The organism is Polaromonas sp. CG_9.11, from assembly GCF_015752225.1.
In the GTDB taxonomy this organism is placed as follows: Bacteria; Pseudomonadota; Gammaproteobacteria; order Burkholderiales; family Burkholderiaceae_C; genus Polaromonas.
This window is the reverse complement of sequence record NZ_JADOVE010000004.1, coordinates 116,720-131,551: the sequence shown is the minus strand read 5'-3', so window position 1 is coordinate 131,551 and position 14,832 is coordinate 116,720. Positions and strand designations below refer to the sequence as shown.

General features: G+C 64.2%; 10 protein-coding genes. 8 read left to right on the top strand and 2 right to left on the bottom strand.

Annotated elements, in window-relative coordinates; all coding sequences use genetic code 11:
* Nucleotides 1-197 precede the first annotated feature (197 nt).
* Nucleotides 198-2,609, bottom strand: a complete 2,412-nt coding sequence (gene xdhB, locus IWX85_RS05160) for a xanthine dehydrogenase molybdopterin binding subunit (protein ID WP_196868975.1) — start codon at nt 2,607-2,609, stop codon at nt 198-200.
* Entirely contained in the window at nt 2,606-4,303 is a 1,698-nt protein-coding gene (locus IWX85_RS05155; protein ID WP_196868974.1) for a xanthine dehydrogenase small subunit, read from the bottom strand. Before IWX85_RS05155 ends, xdhB begins: the two co-directional genes overlap by 4 nt.
* Nucleotides 4,304-4,617: 314 nt before the next feature.
* On the opposite strand from IWX85_RS05155, the gene IWX85_RS05150 reads away from it, so the two are divergent.
* From IWX85_RS05150 to IWX85_RS05115, 8 genes are all read left to right on the top strand, one after another.
* A complete protein-coding gene (locus IWX85_RS05150; protein ID WP_196868973.1) occupies nt 4,618-6,198 on the top strand; it encodes an ABC transporter ATP-binding protein in 1,581 nt (526 codons plus the stop codon).
* Nucleotides 6,188-7,270, top strand: a complete 1,083-nt coding sequence (locus IWX85_RS05145; protein ID WP_036813347.1) for an ABC transporter permease — start codon at nt 6,188-6,190, stop codon at nt 7,268-7,270. Before IWX85_RS05150 ends, IWX85_RS05145 begins: the two co-directional genes overlap by 11 nt.
* Complete coding sequence (locus IWX85_RS05140) at nt 7,270-8,190, top strand: ABC transporter permease (protein WP_036809517.1); 921 nt, start codon at nt 7,270-7,272, stop codon at nt 8,188-8,190. Before IWX85_RS05145 ends, IWX85_RS05140 begins: the two co-directional genes overlap by 1 nt.
* A gap of 80 nt (nt 8,191-8,270) precedes the next feature.
* Nucleotides 8,271-9,422 (top strand): BMP family ABC transporter substrate-binding protein, encoded by a 1,152-nt coding sequence (locus tag IWX85_RS05135; RefSeq protein WP_196868972.1) that lies wholly within the window; start codon nt 8,271-8,273, stop codon nt 9,420-9,422.
* A 93-nt stretch (nt 9,423-9,515) separates the two neighbouring features.
* A complete protein-coding gene (locus IWX85_RS05130; RefSeq protein WP_196868971.1) occupies nt 9,516-10,556 on the top strand; it encodes an adenosine deaminase in 1,041 nt (346 codons plus the stop codon).
* Nucleotides 10,557-10,632: 76 nt separating this feature from the next.
* Entirely contained in the window at nt 10,633-13,023 is a 2,391-nt protein-coding gene (locus IWX85_RS05125) for an ATP-binding protein (RefSeq protein ID WP_196868970.1), read from the top strand.
* A 2-nt stretch (nt 13,024-13,025) separates the two neighbouring features.
* Entirely contained in the window at nt 13,026-13,412 is a 387-nt protein-coding gene (locus tag IWX85_RS05120) for a response regulator (protein WP_036809525.1), read from the top strand.
* 121 nt (nt 13,413-13,533) lie between these two features.
* Complete coding sequence (locus tag IWX85_RS05115) at nt 13,534-14,793, top strand: YbfB/YjiJ family MFS transporter (protein ID WP_196868969.1); 1,260 nt, start codon at nt 13,534-13,536, stop codon at nt 14,791-14,793.
* The last annotated feature ends 39 nt before the right edge of the window (nt 14,794-14,832 follow it).

Genomic DNA, 14,832 nt, shown 5'->3' with positions numbered 1-14,832 from the left:
TACTTTCGCGCACAGGCTTTCGCTGGGTTCACAGGCTCGGGTTTTCTTCATGCACGAGGAATGCGCCACGCGCAGATTGGCTAAGAGCTGCTGTTCGGCCGCAGGTCAGCCGGCGGCAGGAAGTCGTGGGATACGGGGAAACCAACGGCCTTGGGCTGGCTGCGGACCGTTCAGCCGCCGGGCAGCAGCGCCTGCCGCTATCTAAGGGTTTTCAGGCCGCCCAGTGCCCGAAGCACGTTCTCGGCCGTCGCCGGTGCCTCCAGTTGCACCCGCGTGCCCGGCCGCGCCTGGGCCACGGCATCGCGCAGGGCCTCGAACACGCTGATCGCGAGCATCAGCGGCGGCTCGCCAACGGCCTTGCTGCCGAACACGTTGTCCTCGCGGTTCGGCTCGGGCCAAAAATCGACTTTGAAATGCGCGGGGATGTCGCCGGTGGTCGGAATCTTGTAGGTGCTGGGGGCGTGGGTGCTGAGCATTCCATTCTCATTCCAGACCAGTTGCTCGGTCGTCAGCCAGCCCATGCCCTGCACGAAGCCGCCTTCGATCTGGCCGATGTCGATCGCCGGGTTGATGGAGTTGCCCACGTCGTGCAGGATGTCCACCTTCAGCACCCGGCTCTCGCCGGTGAGCAGGTCGATGGCCACTTCGGTGCAGGCCGCGCCGTAGGCAAAGTAATAAAACGGCCGGCCGGTCAGCGTGGTCTTGTCGTAATGAATTTTCGGCGTACGGTAAAAGCCGTCGCTCCAGAGCTGGATGCGGTTGGCATAGGCCAGCTTGACCACTTCGGTGAAGGGGCGGCGGCGGGCGGGCGTGCTGACTTCTCCGCCCTGGAAGCGCACCGCGCCGGCGCCGCAGCCATCCAGACCGGCGACAAACTGCGCCAGGTTGTCGCGCACATGGCGGGCGGCGTATTGCGCGGCCCTGGCGTTCAGGTCGGTGCCGGCCGATGCAGCGGTGGCCGAGGCGTTGGGCACCTTGCTGGTGTCGCTGGCCGTGGCCAGGACTTTCTCAAACGCAATGCCCAGTTCGTCGGCAACGATCTGGCAGACCTTGGTGTTCAGGCCCTGGCCCATTTCGGTGCCGCCGTGGTTGACCTGGCAGGAGCCGTCGGTGTACACATGCACCAGCGCGCCGGCCTGGTTGAACAGCGTGGCGGTGAAGGAAATGCCGAATTTCACCGGCGTCAGGGCCATGCCGCGCTGGATCACCGGGCTGGCGGCGTTCCATGCCGAAATTGCCTGTTTGCGCAGGCGGTAGCTCGAAGTCTGCTCCAGTTTCGATAGCAACGGGTCGAGGATGTTGTCCTCGACGGTCATCTGGTAGTGCGTCACGTCGCGCTCGCCCGTGCCGTACAGGTTGCGCCTGCGCACATCGAGCGGGTCCAGGCCGAGGTGGCGCGCAATGTCGCCCATGATGGTTTCGATCACGACCATGCCCTGCGGCCCGCCAAAGCCGCGAAAGGCGGTGTGGCTCTGGGTGTTGGTCTTGCAGCGGTAGGACGCGATTTCGACATCCTGCAGAAAATAGGCGTTGTCCACATGGAACACCGCGCGGTCGGCCACCGGGCCGGACAGGTCGGCGCTGAAGCCGCAGTTCACGGCCATTGTCAGCGTCAAGCCAGCCAGGCGGCCGGTGTCGTCAAAACCGACGGTGTAGTCGTAGGCAAACGGATGGCGCTTGCCGGTGACCAGGAAATCGTCGTCGCGGTCCATGCGCAGCTTGACGGGTCGTTGAAGCTTGCGTGCGGCAAGGGCCGCCCAGACCGCCATGTGGCCCGACTGCGTTTCCTTGCCGCCAAAGCCGCCGCCCATGCGCCGGCATTCGACGCGCACCGCGTGGTTGTCAATGCCCAGCGCATGCGACACCCAGTGCTGGATTTCGCCCGGGTGCTGGGTGCTGGAATACACCAGCCACTGGTTCTGCTCCTGCGGCAGGACATAGGCAATCTGGCCTTCGAGGTAGAAATGCTCCTGACCGCCGACTTCGAGCGTGCCGTGCAGCCTGTGCGGCGCTGCCTTGAGCGCTGCCTGCGCATTGCCACGCCTGACGAACACCGGAGGCAGCACATAGCTCTGCGCCGCGAGCGCGTCATGCACGTTGAGGATGGCGGGCAGGGCGTCGATGCGGCATGTCACCTGCCGCGCCGCGCGCCGCGCCTGCATCACGGTGTCGGCCACGACCACGCCGATCACCTGGCCGATGTGCTGCACGGTGTCCTGCGCAAAGACCGGCTCGTCGTGCGAGAAATTGCCCAGCAGCGGGTCGCCGGGGATGTCGCGTGCCAGGATCACATCGCGCACACCGGGCATGGCCAGCGCGGCCTCGCAGTCCACGCCCAGCAACCGGCCGTGGGCGACGGTGGACAAAATCGGCGCGGCGTGCAGCGTGCCCCTGATCTCGGGAATGTCGTCCACGTAGGTCGCGGCGCCCGCCACCTGGGCGCGGGCGCTTTCGTGAAAGCGTGAGCTTCCCGCCGCCTGCGGCACCGGTGGCGGGCTGACGGCGGCGGGCTGGGGGTCGGCCAGCCGGTCGGCGTGCGCGTTGGCCGCGATCACGTCCGGGTCGGCGACTTCATCGCGGCTGGGGGAAATGTCCTTGTCCATGGTCATGCCCTTTCTTGCAGGACGAACGATTCCAGGTTGATCTGCTGCAGGCCCCGGTTTTCCAGCCAGTAGCGCTCCAGCAGGTTGCCCAGCACTTCGCGGCGATAGGCGCCGGAGGCGCGCATGTCGGCAATCGGCGAGAACTCGGCGCGCAGTACGGCCATGGCCTGCCGCACCGTGGCCAGCGTCCAGGGCTGGCCGGTCAGGAACGCTTCGGTCTGGACCGCCCTGGCCGGCGTGGCCGCCACGCCGCCCGCGCCAATCGACGCACCGGCCACGACGCCTTGCGCGATGTGCAGGTTGATGGCCAGGCAGACGGCGGAAATGTCGTCGTCGTAGCGTTTGGAGATTTTGTAGACGCGCAGGAATTCGGGCCGCCCCGCTCCCGCAAGGGGCGAGGAAGCAAGAGGGTCGGGCTGCATGGGATGGCCTGTCTCCGCTTGAACACCCTCTCCCAGCGGGAGAGGGTGGGGGTGAGGGCTCCCCGGCTTCGGCACCCGGACAAAGGCCAGCACTTCATCTGCCGCCATCACGTTTTGCCGATAGCCGGTGTAGAGCGCTTCGAGCGGCAACTCGCGCTGGCCGCTCTCGCGCATCAGCACGACCGAAGCACGCAGCGCGATCAGCAGCGGCATCGAGTCGCCAATCGGCGAGCCGTTGGCGATGTTGCCGCCGAGCGTGCCCGAGTTGCGCACCGGCAATCCGGCAAAGCGGCTGGCGAAGGGGTGCAGCTGCGGCCGGTCAGTGACCAGCGCCGCAAAGGCATCGGCCAGGGTCACTGCCGCGCCGATCAGGACATGGCCGGCAGGGTGCTCGATGCGGCGCAATTCGGCCACCTGCGTCAGGTCGATGACCTGGTCGAACTGCCGGTGCTGTTTGGTCACCCACAGGCCGACATCGGTGCAGCCGGCCACGAGCTGCGCTTTCGGATGCGCGGCGCGAAGCCTGAGCAGTGCAGCCAGCGTTTGCGGCAATTTATAAGCCAAATCTGCCTCTTGCGCATGACTGGCGTGTCCAAGAAGCTCTAATTTTGATAGCAATTCGCTTGCATCGACGAAGGCCGGCGGCAGGCGGGCCATGTGCTGCGCAGCGTCCAGAATCGGCCGGTAGCCGGTGCAGCGGCACAGGTTGCCCGAGAGCTCTTCCTGCGCCAGCGCCCGCGTGATGGGCTGGTCCTCACCCGCAGGGGCAAGCGTCGGGGCCACTGCACCGGCTTCGGCGGACCGCAGGCGCTGCCCGCCCTTGGGGGGCAGCGAAGCACACGCAGCGCCAAGCGTGGGGGCAACATGGTTCTGGTACATGCCGAACAGGCTCATGACAAAACCAGGCGTGCAAAAGCCGCACTGGGACGCGTGGCATTGCACCATCGCCTGCTGGGCAGGATGCAGGCTGCCGTCCGGCGCGGCAAGGTCTTCCACCGTCCACAAGGCCATGCCGTCGATCGAATGGGCCAGCCGGATGCAGCTGTTGATGGCGCGAAAGCGCAGCGCGCCGTCCTCGATCTGGCCGAGAACCACCGTGCAGGCGCCGCAGTCGCCTTCGCCGCAGCCCTCTTTGGTGCCGGTGAGCCCCAAGTCTTCGCGCAGCAACTCCAGCAGCGTGCGTGCGGGTGGTACATTGCCGAGATTGACCACTTCGCCCCTTCGGATGAAGCGGATGGATTTGACGGAATGCTGAACTGGAGAAAGGGTGAGGTTCATGAGAATCAGGTTAAAACAAAGGGACCGTGCGCCGCCTGCAGCGCTTCATATTACCCGCCGGGATGGACAGGTATCGGCCATTCGGCGCGCTTGAATTCGTGACTTTTCATGATGGCGTCAAGTTTGCCGCAGGCTATGCTGAAAGGCTTGGTGCCTGAATGCCAGGCAACCAGGATGCCGCGCAGGCTCCTGAAATGCACGGCGACTGATATGCTCTGAAAATCATAGCTGCCTGCGCCGGTTCTGTCTGCGCAAAGAGCCTGAAAGTCTCAAGAAAAAGAAATTTTCGCCTACCCAGATTACCCAGACTACTCATGACTGCACTCTCAACCCTGACTGAAAGCGCCGTCAGTGCGCCGCCCCGGCTGCAGCTTGCCGGCATCAGCAAAAGCTATCCGGGCGTGGTCGCCAACAGCGACATTGCGCTCAGCGTGTTGCCCGGCCAGATCCATGCGGTGCTGGGCGAAAACGGCGCCGGCAAGTCCACGCTGATGAAGATCATCTACGGCTCGGTCAAGCCCGACGCCGGCAGCATGGCCCTTGACGGCCAACCCGTGGCGGTGCGCAATCCGCAGGAAGCCAGGTCGCTGGGCATCAGCATGGTGTTCCAGCATTTCAGCCTGTTCGACACGCTGACGGTGGCCGAGAACGTCTGGCTCGGACTGGGCAAGCATTTGAGCCTGGCCGAGGTGTCGCAGCGCATCCTGGAGACCACCCAGGCCTACGGCCTGCAACTGGACCCGACGCGGCCGGTGCATACGCTGAGCGTCGGCGAGCGCCAGCGCATCGAGATCGTGCGGGCGCTGCTGACCAATCCCAAGCTGCTGATCCTGGACGAACCGACGTCGGTGCTCACGCCGCAAGCGGTTGAAAACCTGTTTGTCACCTTGCGCACGCTGGCCGCCGAGGGTTGCAGCATTTTGTACATCAGCCACAAGCTGCACGAAATCCGTGCGCTGTGCACCGCCTGCACCGTGCTGCGCGGCGGCAAGGTGTCGGGCAAATGCGACCCGCGCGAAGAATCGAACGCGTCGCTGAGCCGCCTGATGATTGGCGCCGAGCCGCCCGCGCTGGAACGCCGCATCGTGAAAACCGGCGACATCGTGCTTGACGTCAGGCAACTCGACCTGGCCAGGGAAGACCAGTTCGGCGTCGACCTGAACCAGGTGGCGCTGCAGGTGCGCGCCGGCGAGGTCGTTGGCATTGCCGGCGTGTCGGGCAACGGCCAGAAGGAGTTGCTGTATGCGCTGTCGGGCGAGGACACGCGCGCTGCCAGCGACGCGATCACCGTCCGGGGGCAAAGCGCCGGCCGGATGAGCCCGGCGCGCCGGCGCCGGCTGGGCCTGCATTTCGTTCCCGAGGAGCGGCTGGGGCGCGGCGCGGTGCCCACCTTGTCGCTGGCGCGCAACCTGTTGCTCACGCGCAAGGATGCGGTGTCGTCCGGCGGCTGGATCAGCGGCGCCAAGCTGCTGGCGCAGGCCCGGCAGACGATTGAACGCTACAAGGTCAAGTGCGGCGGACCGCAGGCAGCGGCCAAGTCGCTGTCGGGCGGCAACCTGCAAAAATTCATCATGGGCCGCGAGATCGATGCCGGGCCGGCGCTGCTGATCGTCTCGCAGCCAACCTGGGGCGTCGATGTGGGCGCGTCCCGCCAGATTCGCGGCGAGTTGCTCAAGCTGGCCGGCGCCGGCTGCGCGGTGCTGGTGGTCAGCGAGGAGCTCGAAGAGCTGTTCGAGATCTGCGACCGGCTGTACGTCATGGCCAAGGGCCAGCTGTCGCCTTCGCTGCCGCGCGCCGACGCCACGGTGGAAAAGGTCGGCTTGTGGATGAGCGGCCTGTGGGCGCCTGCCGTTGCTGCAGAGGCACAGGCAGCAGGAGCGCGGCATGCAGCTTGAAATCCGGCCGCAGCCGTCATCGTTCTGGAGCTATGCCTCGCCCTTGCTGGCGCTGCTGCTGACCGTGGCCATCGGCATTGGCCTGTTCCTGGCGCTGGGCAAGGACCCGGTCAAGGGCCTGCAGGTGTTCTTCTGGGAGCCGGTCAAGTCCTCCTATGCCATGGGCGAGCTGCTGGTCAAGGCCACGCCGCTGTTGATCATCGCGCTGGGGCTGGCGGTGTGCTTTCGCTCGAATGTCTGGAACATCGGCGCCGAAGGGCAGTTCGTGATGGGCGCGCTGGCCGCGGGCGGCGTCGCGCTGCTGGCCGACAAGACCACCGGGCCGTGGATCATTCCTGCCCTCTTGCTGGCGGGCGTGCTGGGCGGCATGGCCTGGGCGGGCATCACCGCGTTTTTACGCGACCGCTTCAATGCCAATGAAATCCTGGTCAGTTTGATGCTGGTATACGTGGCTGGCTTGATCCTGAACTACATGGTGTTCGGCCCGTGGAAAGACCCGAACGGCTACAACTTTCCGCAGACCAAGAACTTCGAGGCGGTCACGCAGATTCCCCGGCTGATGGCCGGCTCGCGCGTGACGATCGGCATCGTGCTGGCGCTCATCGGCGTGGGCGCGCTGTGGCTCTACCTGTACCGCACCTATGCCGGCTTTGCGCAGGAGGTCAGCGGCCTGGCACCGGCGGCAGCGCGCTATGCCGGCTTTTCCTCGCGCCGCGCGCTGTGGGTGGCGCTGCTGGTCTCGGGCGGCGCGGCCGGGCTGGCCGGTGCGCTGGAGGTGGCCGGGCCGATTGGCCAGCTCACGCCCTATGTGCCGGCGGGCTACGGTTTTGCCGCCATCATCGTCGCCTTTGTCGGCCGGCTGCATCCGGTCGGCGTGGTGTTTTCGGCCCTGTTGATGAGCATGTTCTACATCGGCGGCGAACTCGCGCAGTCGCGCCTGGGCCTGCCCAAGTCGATCACCGGCGTGTTCCAGGGGCTGCTGTTGTTCAACCTGCTGGCCTGCGACACCTTGATTGCCTACCGCCTGCGGCTGTCCCGGCCGCTTCCCCTTTGCGCCCAAGGAGCCCGCTGATGGATTCCACCGCCTTGCTGCTGGCCTCGACCCTGAGCGCCGGGACCGTGCTGGCGATTGCCTCGCTCGGCCTCCTGGTCAATGAAAAGGCCGGTATCGTCAACCTGGGCGCCGAGGGCATGATGCTGTGCGCCGCCATCGCCGGCTTTGCCACCGTGGTGCACACCGGCAACACCTGGCTGGGTTTTGCCGCCGGCATGGCCGCCGGGGCCTTGCTGGCGGCCATTTTTGGCGGGCTGGTGATCTGGCTCAATACCAACCAGTACGCCACCGGGCTGGCGTTGACGCTGTTCGGCGCCGGCTTTTCGGCCTTTGCCGGCATCAACTATGTGCAGGAAAAGCTGCCCGAACAAACGCGCTACCCGATTCCGTTGTTGGCCGACATTCCCTTCATCGGCCCGGCGCTGTTCCGCCAGCATCCGATGGTTTACATCGCCATGGCGCTGACTGCCGGGCTGATCTGGTTTTTGTACCGTACCCGCGCCGGCCTGGTGCTGCGTTCGGTCGGCGAGAGCCCGGAGTCGGCGCATGCGCTGGGCTACCCGGTGCGGCGCATCCGCCTGGCCGCCGTGGTGGCCGGCGGCGCGCTGTGCGGGCTGGCCGGGGCCTATGTGTCGGTGGTCTATACGCCGCTGTGGGTCGAGGGCATGATTGCCGGCAAGGGCTGGATTGCACTGGCGCTGACGACGTTTGCCACCTGGCGTCCGGCGCGGGTCTTGCTTGGTGCCTACCTGTTCGGCGGCGTGACCATGCTGCAGTTCCATCTGCAGGGGCTGGGCGTGGATGTGCCGCCCCAGTTCCTGTCGATGCTGCCCTACCTGGCGACCATCGTGGTGCTGGTGCTGATTTCGCGCAATCCGCTGTGGATACGCATCAACATGCCGACCTCCATCGGCAAGCCATTCCACCCTGGCGCCTGAGTGTTCCGCGCCCGATAATGGCGCCTGCCCCGCCCTGGCGTGACCAATTTTTTTTGACCCTTGAATGAAAGCGACATGACATGACAGACCTGCAAAAACGCTCCCTGCTCAAGCTGGCTGCCCTCTCGGCGGTGGCCGCAGCGGCCCTGATGGGTTGCGGCAAAAAGGAAGAGGCCATGCCGGCCCCCGCGCCGGCACCCGCCGTTGCGCCTGCGGCCAAGGCTGCGCCACTGAAGGTCGCATTCGCCTATGTCGGCCCGGTGGGCGACGGCGGCTGGACCTATGCGCATGACAACGGCCGCAAGGCGGTTGAAAAAGAGTTTGGCGACAAGGTCGTGACCAGCTTTGTCGAAAAGGTTCCCGAGTCGGCCGATGCCGAGCGTGTCATCCGCGACATGGCCGCGCAGGGCGCGCAGCTGATCTTTGGCACCACCTTCGGCTACATGGAGCCGATGCTCAAGGTCGCCGCTGATTTGAAGGATGTCAAGTTCGAGCATGCCACCGGCTACAAGACGGCTGCCAACCTGCGCACCTACGACAGCCGCACCTATGAAGGCGCCTACATGGCCGGCGTGATCGCGGGCAAGATGAGCAAGACCGGCACGCTGGGCGTGGTCGGGTCGGTGCCTATCCCTGAGGTCGTGCGCAACATCAACAGCTTCACGCTGGGCGCGCAGTCGGTCAACCCGGCGATCAAGACCAAGGTGGTCTGGGTCAACGAATGGTTCAACCCGCCAAAAGAAACCGAAGCTGCCACGGCGCTGATCAACGGCGGCGCCGACGTGCTGTTCCAGAACACCGACTCGTCGGCCGTGCTGCAAACCGCCGAAAAAATGGGCAAGCGCGCCTTTGGCTGGGATTCGGACATGACTGCCTACGGCCCCAAGGCCCACCTGGGATCGGCCATCATCAACTGGGGTCCGTACTATGTGAAGGCCGTGGGCGAGGCGCTGGAGGGCAAGTGGACTGGCGGCACCTCGGCCTGGTGGGGCGTGAAGGAAGGCGCGATCGACCTGGTGTCGATTGCTGCCGACGTGCCCGACGACACCAAAAAGCGCATTGACGAGGTCAGGGCCGGCTTGAAGGACGGCAGCTTTGCCATCTGGAAAGGCCCGATCATGGACAACACCGGCAAGGAATTGCTCGCCAAGGACGTGGTCGCCGACGACAAGTTCCTGGGCGGCCTGAAGACTTACGTCAAGGGCGTCGAAGGCAAGGTTCCGGGCGGCTGATGTCCGGCTTGCCCCCTTCCCGAAGGGGGCGGCGGCAAAACAGAGATACTTGCGGGCTGCTTTCGGGCAGCCTTTTCTTTTTTTGGAGTTGCCATGAAGCTTGTCAAACCCGTAGCCGCCGACCGCTTGAGCGCGCTGCTCAGGCAAATGCCCAAGGCCGAGTTGCACATCCACATTGAAGGCTCGCTGGAGCCTGAACTGATTTTTGCGCTGGCCAAGCGAAATGCCGTGCAGCTTCCCTATGCCAGTGTGGACGCGCTGCGCAGCGCCTATGCCTTCACCAACCTGCAGAGCTTCCTGGACATCTACTACGCCGGCGCCAGCGTGCTGATCACCGAGCAGGATTTCTACGACATGGCGATGGCTTATTTCGCCCGGGCAGCCGAAGACAACGTTATCCATGCCGAGCTGTTTTTCGACCCGCAGACGCACACGGCGCGCGGCGTCAGCATGCAAACCGTCATCAATGGCCTGCACCGCGCCTGCGTCGATGCGCAGGCTGAACTGGGCGTGAGCGCGTCGCTGATCTTGTGCTTTTTGCGCCATCTGAGTGAAGAAGAGGCCTTTGAAACGCTGGAGCAGGCGCTGCCCTACCGCGATAAATTGATCGGCATCGGCCTGGATTCCGGCGAGGTCGGCAATCCGCCGGAAAAGTTCGCCCGCGTGTTCGCGCGCTGCCGTGAACTGGGCTTTCACCTGGTCGCGCATGCCGGCGAGGAAGGCCCGCCGGCCTATGTCTGGACAGCGCTTGATGTGCTCAAGGTCGAGCGCATCGACCACGGCGTGCAGTCGAGCAAGGATGCCTTGCTGATGCAGCGGCTGGCCAAAGACCGCATCGCGCTCACCGTGTGCCCGCTGTCCAACCTCAAGCTCTGCGTGTTCCCGGACCTGGCCAGCCACAACCTGCGCCAGCTGCTCGACGCCGGGCTGGCGGCCACCGTCAACTCCGACGACCCGGCCTATTTTGGCGGCTACCTGAACGAAAACTTCACGCAGACCTTTGCCGCCACCCAACTCAACGCCGGGCATGCCTACACCCTGGCGCGCAACAGTTTCGAGGCCAGTTTTATCGATGCGTCAGCCAAAAAGCGTCATATCGACCGGCTGAATGCATATTTCGAAAATTTTTGCTGACACGCTCGAAAACTGGACAAAGGCCTGAGCGCTGTTTCGGCATTTGTGCGCTCCCCAACAAGACGTTAAAAAAACCATGATCGAACCTGAAAAACCGCAAGACGAGCTTGCCCGCGTCACGGCACTGCACGATTTATGCGTACTGGACACGCTGCCTGAAGAACGCTTCGACCGTCTCACGCGCATTGCCCAGCGGCTGTTCGGTGTGAACATTGCCCTGGTGTCGCTGATCGACCATGATCGGCAGTGGTTCAAGTCGCGGCAGGGATTCGATGCCCTGCAAACACCCCGGAACATCTCGTTTTGCGGCCATGCCATTTTGAGCGATGCGCCGCTGGTCGTGGAAGATGCGGCAGTTGATCCACGGTTTTCGGACAACCCCCTGGTCACGGGCCCCCTGGGTATCCGGTTTTATGCCGGCATGCCCCTGCAAGGCCCGAACGGTTACCGGGTTGGCACCCTGTGCCTGATTGACCAGAAACCACGCCAATTCACCCCGGACGATGCCGCCGCATTGCGCGACCTGGCGGCAATCGTGTCGGATCAGCTGGCGAACAAGGAACTGGCCGAGGCCGTCAAAGCAGCCAAGGAGAGCGAATCGCGGTTGCGCCAGATCACCGACACCGTGCCCGCCCTGATCGCCTACCGGGACCGTGACCAGCGCTTCATCTTTCACAACAAAGCCTATGAAGAGGTCTTGAACATGGGTTTTGAGCAGATTCATGGCCGCACGGTGGCCGAACTGGTCAGCCCGCAAGCCTACGGACCTGTCCATGACAAGGCCGAGGAAGTGCTGCGTGGGTGCCATGTTCGCTACGAGCGAACCTACATCACCCGCAAAGGCGAGCACAGGATCTACGACATGCAGTATTTCCCGCGCTATGGTGAGGGCGCGGACGCCAGCCATGTCATCGGGTTTTTCTCGCTGGGCGCCGACATCACAGAGCTCAAGCGGATTGACTGCATGAAAACCGAATTCATCTCAACCGTCAGCCACGAGTTGCGCTCCCCGCTGACCTCCATTCGCGGTTCGCTGGGGCTGGTTGCCGGGGGTGTCGCCGGTGCAATGCCCGAGGCGGCCAAAAGCCTGGTGGACATTGCCAAGAACAACTGCGAACGCCTGATCCGCCTGATCAACGACATCCTGGACAGCGAAAAAATCGAGTCCGGCAAGATGCGGTTGGAGCTTGCGGTCGTCAACATGGCGCAACTGGTGCAGCAGGCCATGGCTGCCCATGAAGGTTCCGCCACCCAGCACGGCGTGAAGCTGGTGCTGCAAGCGCCCGATGGCTCGCTGCAGGCAAGCGTCGACAGCGACCGGCTGGTGCAGGTCGTGACCAACTTGTTGTCCAATGCGGTGAAGTTTTCACCGCCTGACGGCACGGTGACCGTGAACGTGTTGCGGGTCCCCCAAGGTGTGCGCGTGGAGGTGGTTGACTGCGGCCCGGGCATTCCTGATGATTTTCGCAGCCGGATATTCCAGAAGTTCTCGCAAGCCGATGCGTCCGACAGCCGGGAAAAAGGCGGGACCGGCCTGGGGCTTAATATTTCACAGGCCCTTGTCCACAAGATGGGCGGCCAGATCGGCTTTGCCAGCCAGGCTGGCGCGGGTTCCACGTTTTTCTTTGAGTTTTCCGAATGGCTGAACCCGGAGCCGACGGTGCAACTGCCGTCTTGCGAGATTCAACCCGTCCCCAAACGGCCACGCATCCTGATTTGCGAGAGCGATCCGGACGTCGCGCTTTTGATCAGCATGATGCTGGAAAAGGCAGGGTTTGACTCGGAAATGGTGCATGGCGCGCCGCCGGCGCAGGACCGCGTCCTGTGCGGCAACTTTGTTGCCATCACCGTGGACTTGAATCTCCAGGGCAGCGCCTCCTTCATCAACGCCTTGCGCGGCGATGAACGCACACGCCATCTGCCGGTCGTGGCAATCTCCGCCATGGCGGGGGAAGGGCGCCTGCAATTCAATCAAAAACTGCTCACCGTGTCGGACTGGCTTGAAAAACCCATCGACGAAAGCCGGCTGGTGCAAAGCGTGCGCCGGGCCGTGGCGGGTTCGAAGGGCGCCAAGGCGCGCATCCTGCATGTGGAAGACGATCCCGACATCCAGAGCATCGTTGCCGCTGTCGTTCAGGACAATGCCGTGTTCGAGTTTTCGGCCACGCTCGGTGAAGCCCGTGCCCAGCTGCGCGAAAACGCCTTTGACCTGATCCTGCTGGACCTTGCGCTGGGCGAGGATTCGGGCTGGAGCCTGTTTGAGGACATCGATAAACTCAAGCCACGGCCGCCGGTGATCGTGTTTTCGGCCAGCGATGAAGACCCGGCTCAACGCAAAAAGGTTGAAGCGGTCCTGGTCAAGTCCAACACCTCCAATACGGAATTGCTCAAGGCCATACAGCGCGCCCTCCTGATTCCCGAAAATTCCGGAAACCCCGGGCTCATTCATACCAACTATCAAAATTGACCATGACCTCACCGCTTTACCGCATCCTGTATGTTGAAGACCAGCCTGACATTCGCCTGGTGGCCAAGATGGCGCTGGAAGTCGTGGGGGGCTTTGCTGTCGTGGCCTGCGCTTCAGGCCAGGAGGCGCTGAGTATGGCCCCTGACGCCATGGCCGACTTGCTGCTGCTGGACGTGATGATGCCCGGCATGGACGGGCCCAGCACCTTGCAGGCCTTGCGTCAACTGCCTGCCACGGCGCAGACGCCGGTGATCTTCATGACCGCCAAGGTGCAGGCTGCTGAAGTGGTGCTTTACAAAGCCATGGGGGCGCTGGAGGTGATTTCCAAGCCGTTCGATCCGATGAAGCTGTCCGAGCAGATACGCCAGGTATGGGCGGCGCGCTCTTGAACATCGACCCTGGCCTGACGCCGGGCTGACCGAGAGCCAAAAACTCCCTCCTGCCTTCATGCAACTTCTTGGTGCCCGGACGCCAGGAACAAGCGCAAACGAGAAAAGACAGACACCTGGCATGGCGTTCACGATAAAACAACCAATTTCTGCAGGGCCGTCGGGCGCCTGGCCGATTGCACTGGCCGGGCTGGTGTCGCTGGCCGTGGCCATGGGCATCGGCCGGTTTGCCTTCACGCCCATCTTGCCGATGATGCTCAGCGACGGCGTGGTTGACCTGGCGGGGGCCAGCTGGCTGGCCAGCGCCAATTACCTGGGCTACATGCTGGGCGCCATTTTCTGCACGCTTCAGCCCTGGATCTGGGCGCGTCTGCGCTGGCTGCCGGCGCTGGCCTTTTCGTCATTGGTGCGCGCGGGCCTGCTGGCGACCGGCGCGCTGACGCTGGCCATGGCGTGGCCCTTTTCGGCGGCCTGGCCGGTGCTGCGTTTTGCCGCCGGCGTCACCAGCGCGGTGGTGTTTGTCTATACCTCGGGCTGGTGCCTGTCGCGCCTGTCGCGGCTGGGCGTGCCAAGCATGGGCGGCATCATTTATGCAGGCCCTGGCGCGGGCATTGTCGTCAGCGGCCTGCTGGCCAGCGGCATGGTCGCCTTGCACTGGACGGCGGCGAGCGGCTGGGTGATTCTGGGTGTGCTGGCGTTTACATTGTCAGCCGCTGTGTGGCACATATTGCGCGGCGGCGATGAGCGCCTGATGGCGCTGGGCGCGCGCGTCCCACAGGCGGCCGATCTGCCCCACGCGCCAGCAAGTCACGGTCCGGGTGAAATGACCGTGCTGACGCTGGCTTACGGCCTGGCCGGTTTTGGCTACATCATCACGGCCACCTTTTTGCCGGTGATTGCCCGCGCAGCACTGCCCGGTTCGGCCTGGCTGGACCTGTTCTGGCCAATCTTTGGTCTGGGTGTCATGCTTGGCGCGCTGCTGGCCACGCGCCTGCCGCATGGCGGCGACTTGCGCGTTCGACTGGGCGTTTGCTACGTGTTGCAGGCGCTGGGCATTGCTGCCAGCCTGTGGAGCCCGAGCCTGACCGGTTTCATCATCGGCAGCCTGTTGCTGGGCATTCCGTTTACCGCCATCACTTTTTTTGCGCTGCAGGAGGTGCGGCGCCTGCGCCCGGCCACGGCATCGAGTTTCATCGGCCTGCTGACCGCCGCCTACGGCGTGGGCCAGATTGCCGGTCCGCCGCTGGTGGCGTTGCTGCTCAGGCACAGCGCCACCACGGGCGAAGGCTTCACCCTGTCGCTTGAAATTGCCGCCAGCGCCCTGCTGGTCGGCGCGTCCCTGTATGCCTGGATGGTGCGCGCTTATCCGGTCCTGAAGTAACACGTTAAAATCACGGGTTCACCAGTGTGCCGTCCCGGC

Bases quoted from the DNA above. Each gene is read 5' to 3' on its own strand.
- IWX85_RS05115 (WP_196868969.1), top strand. From the start codon at position 13,534: ATGGCGTTCACGATAAAACAACCAATTTCTGCAGGGCCGTCGGGCGCC.
- IWX85_RS05145 (WP_036813347.1), top strand. From the start codon at position 6,188: ATGCAGCTTGAAATCCGGCCGCAGCCGTCATCGTTCTGGAGCTATGCC.
- IWX85_RS05140 (WP_036809517.1), top strand. From the start codon at position 7,270: ATGGATTCCACCGCCTTGCTGCTGGCCTCGACCCTGAGCGCCGGGACC.
- IWX85_RS05130 (WP_196868971.1), top strand. From the start codon at position 9,516: ATGAAGCTTGTCAAACCCGTAGCCGCCGACCGCTTGAGCGCGCTGCTC.
- IWX85_RS05120 (WP_036809525.1), top strand. From the start codon at position 13,026: ATGACCTCACCGCTTTACCGCATCCTGTATGTTGAAGACCAGCCTGAC.
- IWX85_RS05155 (WP_196868974.1), bottom strand. From the start codon at position 4,303: ATGAACCTCACCCTTTCTCCAGTTCAGCATTCCGTCAAATCCATCCGC.
- IWX85_RS05125 (WP_196868970.1), top strand. From the start codon at position 10,633: ATGATCGAACCTGAAAAACCGCAAGACGAGCTTGCCCGCGTCACGGCA.
- IWX85_RS05135 (WP_196868972.1), top strand. From the start codon at position 8,271: ATGACAGACCTGCAAAAACGCTCCCTGCTCAAGCTGGCTGCCCTCTCG.
- IWX85_RS05150 (WP_196868973.1), top strand. From the start codon at position 4,618: ATGACTGCACTCTCAACCCTGACTGAAAGCGCCGTCAGTGCGCCGCCC.
- xdhB (WP_196868975.1), bottom strand. From the start codon at position 2,609: ATGACCATGGACAAGGACATTTCCCCCAGCCGCGATGAAGTCGCCGAC.